This window comes from Streptomyces finlayi (assembly GCF_014216315.1).
GTDB classification, from domain to species: Bacteria; Actinomycetota; Actinomycetes; order Streptomycetales; family Streptomycetaceae; genus Streptomyces; species Streptomyces finlayi_A.
In genome coordinates this window covers 7459926-7474454 of record NZ_CP045702.1, presented here as the reverse complement: position 1 = coordinate 7474454, position 14529 = coordinate 7459926, and the positions used below count along the sequence as shown (strand labels likewise).

Here is a 14529-nt window from a genome sequence, read left to right as displayed (position 1 = left end):
TCGTGAACAGCCCGGCCAGCCACCGTGCGGGCAGGGACAAATGGTTGTGCACCCAGCTGCTGCTGCGTGCCGGGCTGCCGACCGCGCCCACTGTGCTGATGCCGCCCGGAACGGAACCTCAAAGCGTACTCGAAGCTCTCGGTGACGATGTCGTGGTGAAACCTCTGGCGGGGCACAGCGGGCAGGGCGTCGTGCGCTGCCGGGACCAGGCGCAGCTCCTAACCGTGCTGAGCCGGGCCACGGAACGCGGAGAACCGCTGCTGGCCCAGCCCTACCTGGAGACCGGGGGCACGGACTGGCGGCTAATTGTGGGTCGGGGGCCGTGTAGTCGGCTGCTACCGACGCCAAGCGCCGGCAGGGGATTTCCGCACGAATTCAGGGCTTCCAGGTGCCCAACTCGAGGCACGTCCGGTGGATGCGGACATGAAGCGGATCGCGATACACGCCGCCTCCGCGTGCGGGCTGGAGATCGCCGGCGTGGACATCGCCGACACAGCCCGAGGCATGTTGATCTGGGAAGCAAACACCAACTGCGGAATCGTCACCGGTCTCGCGACAGTCACCGGACGCAGCGTGGCCTTGGAAATGGCCGCCTACGTCGGCGCGCAGGCGGCCCGATGAACATCCGGCGGAACAAGATGCGGGCCAAGCGAGAAAAACATGCCTCTGCCCCTGCGGGCCGTTCCCGTCACGCACATCGCCCCACTGGCATGGGGACAGTCAGCTCCGTCACCCACTGCGGCCTCATCCGGCGGCAGTGCCCTTCCCCCGCTGATCGCCACGGCAGAGGCGACCCGGGACGCCACCTCCGGCCGCACACGGGAGCGGGCGCAGGCGGCCGTCGCCCGTGCCTATGTCCTGGCCACCGAACTCACCGTCAAACAGCACTCCGAGGCTGCGTGGGCCACAGCCGACCGCGCCCTCATCGCCGCCCGGGCCAGCGGCGATCCGCGTCCCCTCAGCGACGCGACGCGGGTCCTGGCCATCACCATACGCCGTGCCGGCCGCAGCGCAGCCGCCGTGGACTTCCTGGCGGGTGGCCCGCAGGCTGACACTCTGGCCGCCCGCGTCTGCTGCTGATGACCGCTGCCTACACGACCGCGTCCGGGGGCCGCCGCAGCACCGCGCTCGACCTGCTCCAAGAGGCAGAGGAGACAGCGGGCTGGATCCCCGTCGACCAGAGCGGAAAGCCCGTCGGCCTTTTCACGATCTCGGCGAGCTCCGCCGAGGTCTCGATGTACCGGATCAGCAGCCTCACAGTCCTCGGCACGCCCGACGACGCCGTTCCGTACGTCAGCCGTGTCGAGCCCGCGCAGTTGGCGAACACCGAAAGGGTCGCGCGCTACCTCACCGACACTGCCCGAGGCGCGCCGCGTCCCGCAGATCAAGCGCGTACCACGTGGCGTCCGCCACCACCACCCGTCTCCGGCTCGGCGGCCGGCACCCGCGCCCTCGGTGACGCGATCGCGGCCCGCGACCTTCTGCTGTCGCTGCGGGAGCGGCCGCCGCACACGCTGCCTGCGCCGCAGCGTGGTCGGGACCGAGTACCGCCGGGGCAAGCCGTCGGTGCCTTGGTATGCCCTGGCATAGCTACACCGGGGCGAGCAGTTCTCCGTGGTCGAGGACCTCGCGCAGTACGACGGAGATTTCCTCGGGCAGCAGGTTCACGGCAGCGAGGGCTTCGGAGGTGAGGGGGATCTCTTCGAGGAGGTACTCGCCGCGGTCGTCCCGCTGGAACTCGGGGCCGCTGCGGTCCGCGAAGTTCCACGTCTTGATGCGGGCGAGGTAGAAGTGTTCGGTCTCGCCGGATGGGTTCTTCAGCTGGTGGAACGGGCGCACAATCTCCGCCTCACCGGCGATCTCTTCACGGATCTCGCGCAGGAGTGCGGCCTCGTGGTTGGCGTCGGTTTCTTCGACGCCGCCTCCGACGACCACCCAGTAGGGGGTTCGTCCAGGGCGGACTCGCTTCATCAGGAGGGTGGTGTTGTCAGGGGTGATCAGGATGGCGCGGACGCGCTGCTTCACGGGTTCGGTCTCCCTTGTGGCTGGGGGCGGTGGGCTAATTCATGAGCCAGCCGCCGTCGATGTGATCTTGCCAGAGCCCGCAAAGTGCACAGGCGGGTACAACTGAACGTGCACGGCGGTGGTGCACGAGTAGTACGTCGGCGCTTTGCCTCTGCTGATCAGTCCTGTCCGGGGTGAGGCGGGCCGTGCGGGAGGTGAGGTGGCGTCGCTCCGATGTGCTGCTGGTGCGTCGAGCCGCCTCACGGTAGGCGTGGGCCGCCGCCTCGTGGTCGCCGAGTTTGTTCCAGGAGACGGCGCGGACTGCGAGCAGGCGATGGTGGTGTGCGGTGCGCCAGTCGGAGTCCAGGGTCGCCGGCAGGTCGGGCCCGGCGGCGGGGCCGTGCACCATCGCGACGGCCGCACGGTTGAGGGTGACCACCGGGTTCGGCGCGAGGTGCTCCAACAGGCTGCACAGGGCAAGGATCTGCGGCCAGTTGGTGGCGTCGACATGCTCGGCCTCGTCTCCGACAACGCTGGGTGGCAGCACAGGAGCAGCAGCGCCCGGGAATCGTCCGGTCCGCGTCCGCCTCGGCGTTCGCGGCGCGGCAACTCGGCCTGGGGGGGCGCCGGCGATGCGGCCCTCGCGTTGGCGCCGCGCCTTGCTCGGTCAGAGCTCGTAGCTGCGTAGGCGCGCCAACGGCTCCTCTCAGCGCGCGCTGAGGGTCAGCGCAGTGGAGGCGAGGCGCACCTGGGCGTGATCGTTGAGGGCTCATGCAGGACCGCTGCCCTCATTCCGTTTGGGCGCGTTTGAGCGAAAGGCTGATGCGGCGACGTTGGCGGTCCACGTCAAGGATGGCTACGCGGACGTGGTCGCCGGCCGCGAGTACCTCCTGCGGGTGCTCGACGTCGTGATCGACCAATTCGGTAAGGTGGACGAGGCCCTCTACGCCCTCTTCCACCTGGACGAACGCGCCGAACGGCACCAGCTTGGTCACCGTTCCCGAGACCGTGTCCCCGCCCTTGTGGGTATCGGCATAGTGCTGCCAGGGATCGGGCTGCAGTGCCTTCATGGACAGGCTCACCTGCTCCTGTGCGAAGTCGATGCTGATGATCTCGGCGCGGATTTCCCGACCGACCGGGGCAATGTCGTCCACCGAGTCGAAACGGGTCCAGGACATCTCGGGAACCCGGAGGAAGCCGAGGTATCGGCCCAGATCGTCATCGAGGTGTACGTACACCCCGATGTCATTGAGCCCCGTCGCGACAACGCCGGTGACAGCCTCGCCCACTCGCAGCGATCAGATCGGCATCCATGACAGCAGAGAAGTCACTCACGGCAACCCACTGAACGGCAGAATCCCACCACCCACCGCACTGACATCACCATGCCGAACCACCACCGACAAAAATCCGCAGATCATCAGTCGGGGGCGTCTGCGGCTGCGGGGCGGCCGGTTCGGCTTCGGGCAGCAGGGCTGAGGCCTCGGCGATGTGGTGTTCCACCTGCTGCAGCTCGGGCTCCAAGAAGGGCCGCATGGCCCGGCGGTGGCAGACGAGGACCAGGCGGATGCCCGTGCGCCGGTGCAGGGCCAGGAGGTCTTTGAAGCGGTGCGGGGTGAGCAGGTGGGCGCGCAGCAAGGTCAGGTGGGTGATGGGGGTGGCCAGGATCCAGGCGGCGGCGGTCGTCCAGGCCGGGACCGGGTCGAGTGGTCGGTGGCTGTTCAGGGGTACGGGCTTGTTCAGGGCGGCGAGGATGTCGTGGGCGAGCGCGACGGCCGAGTCGACGCCCGGGGTGGGGTGGACGGTGAGGCGTCCTTCGTGCGGGGCGTGGGATGCCAGGGCCGCGCGGGTGTGGACCACGTCGTCGTGCGGGTCGATGATCACCGTGACCGGAGGCGGGTTCGGGCAGTCCAGCATCAGACCGCCCGGCGGTGGCTCAGTTTGCTGTAGGCCCAGTGCAGGAGTTCCTCGTCCACGTGTGCGCGTCCGGATTCTTTCATCCTGACGGTGAGGTGGTGGGTGATCTTCGCCCAGGCCCGGAAGTTCCCGTGGGCCGCTTCCCGGTCGCACAAGGCGATCAGTTCAGTGTCCGCGTCCGTCCGGGCGGGGTGGAAGGCCGGGACGACGGCCAGGACCTCGTCCAGCGGCATGCGGTCGATCTCCTGCCATGCGTAGACGCGGGACTCCAGCATCGGTTCGCCCTGCAGCATCTCGAAGCAGCCGTTGCCGCCGGTGAAGACGATGGTGAGGTCGGAGTCGGTGTCGTCCCACAGGGGGTGTGTCAAGTTAACGGCTGATCCTGGCTGTTGGTGTTGTCAGTGGTCGGTGGGGGTGAGGCGGTGAAGCTGTAGCGGCCCAGGACTTTCAGGTTCTTGTGCTTGAGCGGGGAGAGCCGGGCCACGTCCTCGTCCCTGATGTCGTGGCCCTCCGGCGCGGACCTGGACGAAGACGTCCTCGCCGAGGCCGCCGCCGAAGCGCGGGCCTTCGGCGCCGGCCCGGCGGCCGCCGTCGACGAGCTGGTGCGCGGCCTGCTCGGGCAGTTGGCCGACTGGCAGCAGTCGATCGGCGAGCTGGGCCCGCGCGCTCACCACGGCAACTGAAGGCCGACCGCTACCCGGCTGGTCCACCGACGCCGGCCGCACCGAGGGCATCGGGTGGCGCCAGGCCCGCACCACGCTGCTCGAGGCCGTCGCACGCCACCACCACGCTCACCTGCTCGCCGCCATCGTCGAGCTCGGCGGTGAGCTGGAGCTCCCAGCTACCCGTAACGGGCGCTTCAGGGGCGCGGTCATCCCAGAAGGCTGCGCGGTCAGCGCCGGCCGCCGCCGATGCGGCGGTCGTCGGCCAGTGCGGTAAGCGGGCCGAACTCGCGGGCAAGCTGGTTCCACGTCAGAACCTCGCCACAGCGGGCCGGGAACTCCTTCGGGTTGAACTCGGGCATGGTCCAGGTGCCAGTGCCCCGGTCCCGCAGCCACAGGTCCCCGTCACCGTCGACCACAGTCGGCGGGACCGGTACGGGCTCGGCCTGATCGGTGGGCTCCCAGGTGACCCGGCCCGGGTGGGAAACGCGGCGCAGTTCGGTGGTGGCCAGCCGCGCGGCCAAGTCACGGGTGGACTCTTCGGCGTCCTTGACCGACGCGAGTCGGTATGCGTCGTCAAGTACGGGCAGGGCTGGATTCTTGCTGCGCTTTGAACTCATACGCTGACTACCTCCGGTGGGGGGCGTCACATCCGTTATGGCACCCCGTGGAGGAACACGGTATCCGAGGCGGGAGCCGGGCCGGCTACGACCACTGTCCAGGTGGAGGCACTGGCACACCGGGCGGTAGGGCTAGGAGCGTGTCTCAGTAACCGGCACCCTGCCTGTGGTTCGTCATCATTCATGCGTGATGATGGCGGTATGAGTGGTGGGGATGGGCTGTTCGAGGTCGAGCCGGTCGAGAAGAAGCGGCCGCAGGGCCCTGCGGCGGCGGTCGGCAAGACGTTTCGGGCGTTCGATCCGCATCAGGTCCTGCTGCTGCCGCCGTCGCTGGACGACTGGCTGCCCGAGGACCACCTGGCCCGGTTCGTCGCCGACCTGGTCGACGAGGTGCTGGACCTCGGGCCGGTCCTGGCCGACTACACCGAGAAGCGCGGCTATCCGCCCTACGATCCGCGGCTGATGCTGCGGTTGCTGATCTACGGCTACACCACCGGGGTGCGCTCATCGCGGGCGATCGAGCGCAAGTGCGCCGACGACGTCGCGTTCCGGTTCCTGGCCGCCGACCAGGCCCCGGGCTTCCGGTCCATCTCCCGGTTCCGCCGCCGCCACCTGGACGCGCTGGCCGACCTGTTCACCATAGCTCGAAGGAGGCGTCGGCCGCTTCGTAGGTGTAGCCCTGGAGCTCGCGCTCCTTGATCCGCTCCACGAGCCGCCACAGAAACTCGTGGTCGTTGGACACGTCGTAACCCAGTTCCTTGGCCTTCAGCTCCGCTGACGCGCGGCCCGCCATGTCGGAGACGAGCACCCGCATGGTGTTGCCGACCAGCTCGGGGGCGATGTGCTGGTACAGGTCGGGGTCGACCTTGATCGCGGAGGCGTGCAGTCCCGCCTTGTGGGCGAAGGCGGAGACACCGACGTACGGCTGGTGTGTGGAGGGTGGGAGGTTCACGATCTCGGCGACGGCGTGCGAGACACGGGTCATCTGACGCAGACTGCCCTCGGGCAGTACCTTCATGCCGTACTTGAGCTCCAGTGCGGCGACGACGGGGAAGAGGTTGGCGTTGCCGACCCGCTCGCCGTAGCCGTTGGCGGTGCACTGGACGTGGGTGGCGCCGGCGTCGACGGCGGCGAGGGTGTTGGCGACGGCGCAGCCGGTGTCGTCCTGGGCATGGATGCCGAGCCGGGCGCCGGTTTCGGCGAGCACGGTGGAGACGACGGCCTGCACCTGGGCGGGCAGGCGGCCGCCGTTTGGTGTCGCAGAGGACGACGGCCTCGGCGCCGGCGTCCGATGCGGCCCGGACCACCGAGTTCGCGTACTCCGGGTCGGCCTGGTGGCCGTCGAAGAAGTGCTCGCAGTCGACGAAGACCCGACGCCCCTGCTCGTGCAGGAAGGAGACGGTGTCGCGGACCATCTCCAGGTTCTCCTCCAGGGTCGTGCGCAGGGCGAGTTCGACGTGTCGGCCGTGCGACTTGGCGACCAGCGTGATGACGGGGGCGCCGGAGTCGAGGAGCGCTTTGACCTGTGGGTCATCGGCGGCTCGCGCGCCCGGACGGCGGGTCGCGCCGAAGGCGACGAGCTGTGCGTTTTTGAAGGTGAGCTCCTGCTGCGCGCGGGAGAAGAACTCCGTGTCCCGCGGGTTGGCTCCGGGCCAGCCGCCCTCGATGAATCCCACGCCGAAGCCGTCGAGATGCCGGGCGATGGCCAGCTTGTCCGTGACCGTGAGGTTGATGCCCTCGCGCTGTGCTCCGTCGCGCAGGGTGGTGTCGAAGACATGAAAGGCGTCATGGGTCATGGCGGGTTTTCCCTGTCCTGGGCTGCTGGGCCTGGTGAGGCCGCTGTGTCAGGTCGCTGATGGCAAAACAAAAAAAGACCCCTCGCGAAATGCGAGAGGTCTGCGTGCGGGCGATGGCCGCCTGGGAGGGATCGCCCCCAGGTCAACTCGGTGCCAGCACGCTGCCGCTAATAATGAGCTGGCGCTGCATGGCAGGGATTCTCACACGGCCCAGCCACCGCGGGAAGGCCGTCTCGCGATACGGAACGCGGCCAACCGCTCCGGCCCGGTATGCGGTCCCCGCCCCGTACCCGGTGTTGCGCAGCGTTCAGGACTGCGGAACAAACCCCGTGGCCCTCCTCGGGCGGACACTCCTGATGCCCCAGCCCGGCCGGGGAGTGCCAAGTCAGCCTGACACTTCCTCCGGTCGCCGGTCATCGCCGGCTGTGGCGGGGATGGCGTTGTCGATGAGGACGGCGGCGATGGCGGCGGCGGTGGGAAAGGCGTCGGCGTTGAGGACCCGGGTGCGGGCAGCGGCGCCGTCGATGAGCAGCGCGAGCTGCTCGCCGAGCTGTTCAGGGTCGGCGGCGCCGGCCTCGCGGGCGGTGTCGGCGAGCCGCGCGGCGACGGCCTTCTTGTAGTCGCGTGCGTACTGGGATGCGGGGTGCTGGGGATCGTGGAGTTCGACGGCGGCGGCGATGTAGGGGCACAGGGGCGTGGTGGGGGGGATGTCGAAGGCGGCGAGGAGCCGTTCGCGGGGCGTGAGGTCGGTGCGGTCGAACACGCCGGACAGAACGGAGGGGTCGAACCGGCGCAGGTACTCGGCGACGAGTTCGTCCTTGCCGGTGAAGTGCTGGTAGGCCGTGCGCTTGGACACCTGGGCCGCCGCGCAGAGCTGGTCCATGCCGGTGCGGTTGATGCCCTGCTCGCGGAACAGTTGCTGGGACGCGCTGATGATGCGCTCGCGGGCGCCCCGGCCGCGGCGGCGGCCCGTGGGGCCCTTCTCCAACTCCGTCATGGCTCCATCGTACCGCGGCTAGGTAACGACCGGTGTACATAGCTTGCGCCCTGACCACCCGCCGCGCACGTTAAGCACACAGAGCGGTGTACTTAGCACCGTCGCCTCAGGCACACACGGCACCACCAACCCAGGGAATGACCATGGGAAAGCTCGACGGCAAGGTCGCGGTCATCACCGGCGGCACCACCGGCATGGCGCTGGCCGGCGCGAAGCTGTTCGTCGACGAGGGAGCGCACGTCTTCATCACCGGCCGCCGCCAGGACGCCCTGGACGAGGCCGTGAAGCAGATCGGCCGCAACGTCACCGGCGTCCAGGGCGACGCCGCCGACCTGGACGACCTGGACCGCCTGTACGACACCGTCAAGCGGGAGAAGGGCAGCCTCGACGTGCTGTGGGCCAGCGCCGGCGGGGGCGAGCCCGCCCCGCTCGGCGAGATCACCGAGGCCCAGTTCGACACCTGGTTCGGGCTCAACGCCCGCGGCACCCTGTTCACCGTCCAAAAGGCCCTCCCGCTCTTCAACGACGGCGGCTCCATCCTCATGACCGGCTCCAACGCCTCCCTCGGCGCCTTCCCCGGGTGGAGCGTCTACGCCGGCAGCAAGGCCGTCCAGCAGGCCTGGGCCCGCATTTGGCTCAACGAGCTCAAGGACCGCCGCATCCGCGTCAACGTCCTGACCCCCGGTCAGGTCGCCACCGCCAAGCAGGAAGAACTCTTCGACGAGGCCACCAAGCGCCAGTTCGAGTCCCTCATCCCCCGCGGCCAGATGGGCCGCCCCGACGAAATCGCCACCGCCGCCCTCTTCCTCGCCTCCGACGACTCCAGCTACGTCAACGGCATGGAACTCGTCGCCGACGGCGGCACCACCGCCATCTGAACCGGACAACACACAACCAGGGCAGGACATCTCATGAGCAGCATCAGCATCATCGGCACCGGGAACATGGCCCGCACCATCGGCGCGCGGGCCACAGCGGGCGGCAACACCGTCGAGGTCATGGGCCGCGATCAGTCCAAGGCCGCCGGCCTGGCCAAGGCGCTCGGCGACGGCGCCACGACCGGAGAATGGGGCACCGCCCCGGCCGGGGACATCGTCATCGTGGCCCTGTTGCACAGCGGGGTCATGCCGGCCGTCACCCAGTACGGAGACGCTCTCGCGAACAAGGTCATCGTCGACATCAGCAATCCCTTCAACTCCACGTTCGACGGGCTGGCCCACCGGGAGGAGACCTCGATCGCGCAGGAAGTCGCCAAAGCGGCCCCGGCCGGCGCCAGCGTGGTGAAGGCGTTCAACACCGTCTTCCGCCATGTCCTGGAGAAGGGGCGGCCCGACGTCTTCATCGCCGGCGACAATGCGCAGGCCAAGGCAAGTGTGGAGGCGTTCGTCGAGAGCCTCGGGCTGCGCCCGCTGGACGTCGGCGGCCTGAAAATGGCGCACTGGCTGGAAGGAGCGGGGGTGGTCACGGTAGGCCTCGCCAACCACGGGGTGGGAAACCTGGACTTCGCCCTCAGCATCACCGAACTTCCCCTCTGAGTAAACGGTTGACGGATCACCGAAGGCGCTCAGCGGGGGCGACCCGACCGTGATCGTGAGGCTGGGTCATCAGGAGTAGGCAGCGCGCCATAGGCGGCGGACAGCCGATGCCGACCGCGTTCCCGGCGCGGGAGACGATCAGCAGTCCGAGGAGGGCATGAGGTCGGATACAGCGGATGTGTGGTGTGTCCGATGCGGGATTGCGTGGGCAGCGTGCGGACCACGCCAGTGCGGTCGGCGAGCTGCCGGCGCAGCAGACGGTTCTCCGTCATCGACTGGTGCAGGGCGCCGACCAGCACCTCGACGCCGGTCTTCAGCTGGGCGATCTCCTCGGCCGTCGGCGGCCCGCACCTCTTTGGGCTTGCGGACCTGCCGGCGCAGTCGCTTCTCGCCTTGGCCGGAGCCGCGGTGGAGCCAGAGCGGATCGACGCCGATCCGCGCTTCCGTCGACACCCTCCCCGTGCATGGCAGTGTCAGCGGTTACAGAACCGCCACGCCCGAACATGCACCCCGCATCCGCACATCCGGGTGGATCTTCACGAAACTGGTGGCGCACGGACGCCGCGCATGATCCATAAAAGGGTGTCATGGCCGGGTGCTTGAGGGCTGAGGGCTCGGGTCAGGGGGTGTCCGGGCCGGCTCCGCGCAGAAAGAGGTCGACGACGTCCTGGGCCAGGCGGTCGGTGGTGGCCGGGGTGCAGTCGTCCTGTGGGGGGTGGACGGTGGCGGCGAGCTCCATGAAGGCGGTGGCGAGGAAGCCCGGGTCGGCTTCGCGCAGTTCGCCCGTGGCCACCGCCTGGACCATGAGGTCGGTGACGGGCTGGATGAGGCCGCGCACGTAGGCGTGGGAGACCTCGGCGCGCTGGTCCTCTTCGAGGTGGCGGGTCGCGTAGTAGATCTGGTTGCTGAGCGCGGAGTTGTAGGTGCCCCGGGCGTAGGAGGCGGCGAGGGCGAGGAGCTTGTCGCGCAGGGTGCCGGGGGTGGCGAGTGCGCTCTGGAGGAGGGCCGAGGCTTCCTTGGTGTAGTGGTCGGCCACCTCCATGAACAGGGCGGGTTTTCCGCCGGGGAAGTGGTGGTAGAGGCTGGCCTTCTTCACGTCGACGGCTTTGGCGATGTCGTCGAGGGAGACGCCGAGGTAGCCGTAGTCGGCGAGTCGGCGGGCGAACTCGTCGCGGGCACGGGCGCGGGTGTCGCTCTGGCGGGGCATGGTGGTCAGACTCCTGTACGGGTACGGCGGGTCAGGGTGAGGTGGGCCGCGGCGGCGCCCGCCACCAGGATGGCGAGAGCGACGAGGGCGCCCGGCAGCAGGTTCTGCTCGTTCCAGGGTGCGGTGAGCAGGCTGCGCATGGCTTCCAGCGGCGGGGTGAGCGGGTTGATGTCGGCGGCGTGGGCCATCCAGCCGCCGAGCTGGTCACGCGGGACGAAGGTGGCGGTGAAGAAGGAGAGTGGGAAGAAGACGAGGGTCACGGAGCCGACCGCCGAGCTGTTGCCGGTGTGGAGGCCGACCGCGGCGGCCAGGCCGGCGGAGGCCGGCGGAGGCCGGCGGAGGCCAGGGTGAGCGTCTCGCCGTCGGCGCCGGGGCGGGCGAGCCGGATGCTCCGAAGTCCCGGCCGAGCCCGACGGCACGGATGGATGAGGTGGCGACATTGCCCATACCTAAAACCTACCTATCGATAGGTAGGTTTGGCAAGCGGCCCCGCCGGTCCTGAAGCCCGCCGGGCACAAAGCGCGGGCAGACCAGGGTTCGAGCTGATGCCTGCACGGGATGCGGATCCGGACGATCTGCCACCGGTCTGACGGCAGCCCTGGCTCTGGTCAACGACCTCCCGGCCCGTGGCCGTGCTCCAAGTCAGGCGTCCGGTTCGGTGGTGTAGCGGAAGCCAGTGGTGCGACGGTCGGGGTCCGGGGTGTCCGCCCAGCCCCAGGTGATCGGGGTGCCGGAGGCCAGTTCGGCAAGGCGGTCGGGATCCGTGTACTGGAAGCGGAGCCGGTATTCGCCTTCAGCCCCGGCTCCGGGTTCGGTCGCCGGGGAGCACTCGACGACGCGGACGTCTCCGATGAACAGGGCGGGGCCGAGGGCGCGGGCAGGGACCGGGCCACTCAAGGTGACCAGGAACTCGACCGCTTCGGTGCGGTCAGCCAGGGCGGACCGGAAGTTGCGCGGCGGGCGCCTCTCGTAGAGCCGGCGTCCGAGAAACCGGATGTCCAGCACGTCGGGGAGGTTCCAGTCCGGCCGGGAACGACCCGGCAGTTCGGAACCGGCATCGACTGACATGTTCCGCCTCCTCTCCGTCCCGGGGCGCGGGCTCGGCTACTTGACGATCTGGAGATCGTCGAAGGCGAGGTCTCGCTCGTCCTCGCGGTTGCAGCGGATGAGGACGGCCACGATCTCGTCCAGCCGCAGCCGCTCCTCCCTGCCGAAGCATCCTGCATGGAAGCGCAGCGTCGTCGGCATCGACTTGATCAGACCCGGGTTGCGCGGATACGGACGCGGAAGTCCGCCCACCACGTCGGAGTCCAACCAGGCCCGGTTGCCGTTCGTGTCCTCGACGCCCAATTCGAACCCGGTGGCACCCGGGGGAACTTGCGATCCGTCCGTCACCTCGGCGGCACGGATCCACAGCTCGGTGCCCACCAGATCGGTGGGCTCGGTGAGTTCGGACCGGAAGGTCCGGCCACCGGCGCCCGCCAGAGCCACCATGCCGGTTGTCTCACCGTAGAAGGAGTCGTTGAAGGCCCCGGGGACCTGCTGGAAGGGGAACTCGTCCGCGCTCAGACCGGACAACTGCGCGGTCGGCCGTCCCAGGGAGTTCTTCTCGATGGTGTTCCCGTCCTGATGGTTGTCGACCGTCAGCACGTCCTGTCGCGCGAAGGCCAGGTGGACGTAGTGGGTGAGTACTCCTGCGGGCAGCACCGAACCGTCGAGATACGCGGTGGCACTGCCGTGCCCCAGCAGGGTGGACCGGTACAGGGCACAGCCGTACGCCGCCAGGATGCGCTCGTGGTCCGCCCGGTCGATCACCGCGGGCTGAGGCGGCGTCCACAGACTGTCGTCATCGAGCCACTGCCGGTTGAAGAAGTTGTGGTTGGTGAAGTCGACGTACTGCTGGGACTTGAACGGCCCGGGCGCGGCCAGGTCGTAGAACTGCGCGCCGTTGTTGGACGATACGTCGCCGTCGCCCGCCGGCAGCAGAGTCATGAACGCGTGGCTGGGAGCGGGCTGGACGCTCGGCAGACCGTCGTAGTTCGCCCAGTTGGTGGGGGCCAGCGAGAGGGCCGACCTGATGGTGACGCCGGGGAGGGAGACGAGGCTGGGGACGATCACCACCGCCTCCCCGGCCCGGGAGTGGCCCATCAATCCCACCCGGCCGAAGTCGATGCTGTGGTGGAACATTGAACCCGGATCGGCGTCGACCGCCTGAAAGTGCTTGATGTTCTCGATGATCAGGTCCGCCCGGTCCTCGATATTGGCGAACCCGCTGGCACCGTTGTTCAGGGCGTTGCAGTCGATGGACACGGCGATGACGCCCATCTTCGCGAGGTCGTGCTGGAAGTAGTCGTAACCGAGGTAGCTCGGGTCAGAGGCCGAGTGCATGCCGTGCGCCATGAAGACAATCGGCACCCGCCCCAGCGCCGACAGCCGCTGGTTGAACGGCTGGTTCACGCCGTCGTCCTGAGCCGGATAGTAGACGCTGCCCTTGTTGCCGCCGACGCCGTATTCGAGCCGGCCCACCGGGAACAGGTCGAGCCAGGACGGGTTTCCCGCGCTCGGCGGGTCCACGCAGGCCACGCGGATCTCCACGGCGTACAGGCCGTAACAGCCGCCGAGGTCTTGGACCACGTGCAGGGTGTCACCATGGGCCACGGTCTTGGTCAGCGTCACCATCGGTCCGCCGCCGACGCCCACGAGCGTTCCGTCGAGCCACGCGCGGACGACCGCACCGGGGACGAACGCGGAGAGCGTGATGTGCGCGTCCCCGGCCTGCACCGGGCCGACCTGAGGCGGCGGCAGACTGGAACATGGCAGCACCGTCCCGATACCCGGCAGGCTGGGCGGGTCCTCCGGGCACATCGCCTGCGTCGCGCTTGGCGGTTCCGCAGTCGTGAACGGGCCCAGTCCGCCGACGGCCAGCGTCCCGCCCCAACAGCCCCAGGTACCCAGTGGCGTGCCCCCACGGTAGACGGTGACTTTCGCACCGTTCACGACGCCGTGCACGACCACCTGCTGGGGGTCGCTCCCGTAGACCGAGTCGACGGTCGGCGCGGGCAGCGGTTGCGGCGGGAACAGCGCGTTGTGCCCGACGGACGGCGGACTCGGGTCCCCGCACAACTCGAACCAGGCGCGTGCCTGCTGCGCGAGGGCGTACGCCGGGCTCACGTCCACACCCTGTACCGGCCCGCAGCCATCCTGCCGGCCGACCTCGGTGCCGTTAGCGGTGATCCAGACGTTCCCGCCGGTCAGCAGATTGGTGACACCCGTGCGGACGCCGCAGGCATGGACCGGAGCGGGATTGATCTGCGGCCGCGGGGGACCCGCGGGGAAGTCCACGGTGTGGTCACGGACCGTCACCGGGGCGGACCAGTCGCTCTGCGCCGTCGCAGTCGTCTGCCGCGCCCGCACCTCCTGGGTCGCCGCCAGAGCGCCAGGCAGGGGCACGGTGACGCCGAGGGGCCAGGGACAGCCACCGTTGACCACCGGTGCGCCGACGCCGTCGACCTCGACCTCGACGTCGGCACCGGGGACGTAGTCGAAGACGACCACGGAGGTGGCGCACTGATAGACCGGCTGGTCCACGCGGGGCGGGGAGAGGAGACGGGGATCCTCCGCCAGTTGGAGGCCCTTGCGTTCGACGATCTTGGCATCCATGGGCAGTACCTCGACGTACCTCGACCAAGCAGTCAACCCCCATCTCACGTTCCCATGAGGAGGTACGACCGGCAACCGGACCGGAACATGCCTGACGCGGACCACGGATACGGGGCCCTGTCAGCTGAAGA

The 14529-nt window shown here is 69.1% G+C and carries 17 protein-coding genes and 3 pseudogenes; 7 read left to right on the top strand and 13 right to left on the bottom strand.

From position 1 onward, the window contains the following. Positions 1–2: 2 nt before the first annotated feature. The 3 genes and pseudogenes from F0344_RS36970 to F0344_RS34235 form a co-directional block, all read left to right on the top strand. Positions 3–299: pseudogene (locus F0344_RS36970) on the top strand (ATP-grasp domain-containing protein); the annotation flags it as partial. 7 nt (positions 300–306) lie between these two features. Continuing rightward, positions 307–621, top strand: a complete 315-nt coding sequence (locus F0344_RS34240; protein WP_185302431.1) for an ATP-grasp domain-containing protein — start codon at positions 307–309, stop codon at positions 619–621. A 39-nt stretch (positions 622–660) separates the two neighbouring features. Beyond that, the gene (locus F0344_RS34235; protein ID WP_185302430.1) at positions 661–1080 is read left to right on the top strand and encodes a hypothetical protein; all 420 of its coding nucleotides are present in this window, start codon (positions 661–663) and stop codon (positions 1078–1080) included. Between the two features lie 10 nt (positions 1081–1090). Here F0344_RS34235 and F0344_RS34230 read toward each other — a convergent pair whose 3' ends face one another. From F0344_RS34230 to F0344_RS34205, 6 genes are all read right to left on the bottom strand, one after another. Then, complete coding sequence (locus tag F0344_RS34230; protein ID WP_185302429.1) at positions 1091–1270, bottom strand: hypothetical protein; 180 nt, start codon at positions 1268–1270, stop codon at positions 1091–1093. A 320-nt stretch (positions 1271–1590) separates the two neighbouring features. Further along, positions 1591–2025, bottom strand: coding sequence for an NUDIX hydrolase (locus F0344_RS34225; RefSeq protein WP_185302428.1), 435 nt, complete (start codon positions 2023–2025; stop codon positions 1591–1593). 34 nt (positions 2026–2059) lie between these two features. Next, entirely contained in the window at positions 2060–2551 is a 492-nt protein-coding gene (locus F0344_RS34220; RefSeq protein ID WP_185302427.1) for a hypothetical protein, read from the bottom strand. Between the two features lie 241 nt (positions 2552–2792). Next, on the bottom strand, positions 2793–3293 hold the full coding sequence (locus F0344_RS34215) for a S1 RNA-binding domain-containing protein (RefSeq protein ID WP_185296814.1): 501 nt from the start codon (positions 3291–3293) through the stop codon (positions 2793–2795). A 91-nt stretch (positions 3294–3384) separates the two neighbouring features. After that, positions 3385–3921, bottom strand: coding sequence for a hypothetical protein (locus F0344_RS34210; protein WP_185296815.1), 537 nt, complete (start codon positions 3919–3921; stop codon positions 3385–3387). Next, positions 3921–4289: a hypothetical protein gene (locus F0344_RS34205; RefSeq protein WP_258050219.1), complete on the bottom strand. Its 369-nt coding sequence runs from the start codon at positions 4287–4289 to the stop codon at positions 3921–3923. Before F0344_RS34205 ends, F0344_RS34210 begins: the two co-directional genes overlap by 1 nt. A gap of 93 nt (positions 4290–4382) precedes the next feature. Between F0344_RS34205 and F0344_RS34200 the strand changes: the two genes are divergently transcribed. Beyond that, positions 4383–4604: a hypothetical protein gene (locus tag F0344_RS34200; RefSeq protein ID WP_185296816.1), complete on the top strand. Its 222-nt coding sequence runs from the start codon at positions 4383–4385 to the stop codon at positions 4602–4604. Positions 4605–4813: 209 nt separating this feature from the next. Here the strand turns inward: F0344_RS34200 and F0344_RS34195 are convergent, their stop codons facing one another. Then, positions 4814–5203: a hypothetical protein gene (locus F0344_RS34195; protein WP_185296817.1), complete on the bottom strand. Its 390-nt coding sequence runs from the start codon at positions 5201–5203 to the stop codon at positions 4814–4816. A 219-nt stretch (positions 5204–5422) separates the two neighbouring features. Here F0344_RS34195 and F0344_RS34190 point away from each other — a divergent pair. Continuing rightward, a pseudogene (locus F0344_RS34190) lies at positions 5423–5869 on the top strand (transposase); the annotation flags it as partial. On the opposite strand, the pseudogene cimA reads toward F0344_RS34190, so the two are convergent. Further along, positions 5844–6999 (bottom strand): annotated as a pseudogene (gene cimA, locus F0344_RS34185) (citramalate synthase); the annotation flags it as partial. The pseudogenes F0344_RS34190 and cimA overlap by 26 nt on opposite strands. 385 nt (positions 7000–7384) lie before the next feature. Further along, on the bottom strand, positions 7385–7996 hold the full coding sequence (locus F0344_RS34180) for a TetR/AcrR family transcriptional regulator (RefSeq protein ID WP_185296818.1): 612 nt from the start codon (positions 7994–7996) through the stop codon (positions 7385–7387). 143 nt (positions 7997–8139) lie between these two features. Here F0344_RS34180 and F0344_RS34175 point away from each other — a divergent pair, with 143 nt between their 5' ends. Continuing rightward, positions 8140–8874, top strand: coding sequence for an SDR family NAD(P)-dependent oxidoreductase (locus tag F0344_RS34175; RefSeq protein WP_037738440.1), 735 nt, complete (start codon positions 8140–8142; stop codon positions 8872–8874). Between the two features lie 33 nt (positions 8875–8907). After that, the gene (locus F0344_RS34170) at positions 8908–9531 is read left to right on the top strand and encodes an NADPH-dependent F420 reductase (RefSeq protein WP_185296819.1); all 624 of its coding nucleotides are present in this window, start codon (positions 8908–8910) and stop codon (positions 9529–9531) included. Positions 9532–10150: 619 nt separating this feature from the next. On the opposite strand, the gene F0344_RS34165 is transcribed toward F0344_RS34170, so the two are convergent. The 4 genes from F0344_RS34165 to F0344_RS34150 form a co-directional block, all read right to left on the bottom strand. Continuing rightward, positions 10151–10738 carry a TetR/AcrR family transcriptional regulator gene (locus F0344_RS34165; RefSeq protein ID WP_185296821.1) on the bottom strand — a complete coding sequence of 196 codons (588 nt, stop codon included), beginning with the start codon at positions 10736–10738 and terminating at the stop codon, positions 10151–10153. A 5-nt stretch (positions 10739–10743) separates the two neighbouring features. Then, complete coding sequence (locus tag F0344_RS34160) at positions 10744–10998, bottom strand: ABC transporter permease (protein ID WP_258049531.1); 255 nt, start codon at positions 10996–10998, stop codon at positions 10744–10746. Between the two features lie 382 nt (positions 10999–11380). After that, positions 11381–11806 (bottom strand): hypothetical protein, encoded by a 426-nt coding sequence (locus tag F0344_RS34155; protein ID WP_185296822.1) that lies wholly within the window; start codon positions 11804–11806, stop codon positions 11381–11383. A 36-nt stretch (positions 11807–11842) separates the two neighbouring features. Continuing rightward, positions 11843–14398 carry a hypothetical protein gene (locus F0344_RS34150; RefSeq protein WP_185296823.1) on the bottom strand — a complete coding sequence of 852 codons (2556 nt, stop codon included), beginning with the start codon at positions 14396–14398 and terminating at the stop codon, positions 11843–11845. Positions 14399–14529: the final 131 nt, after the last annotated feature.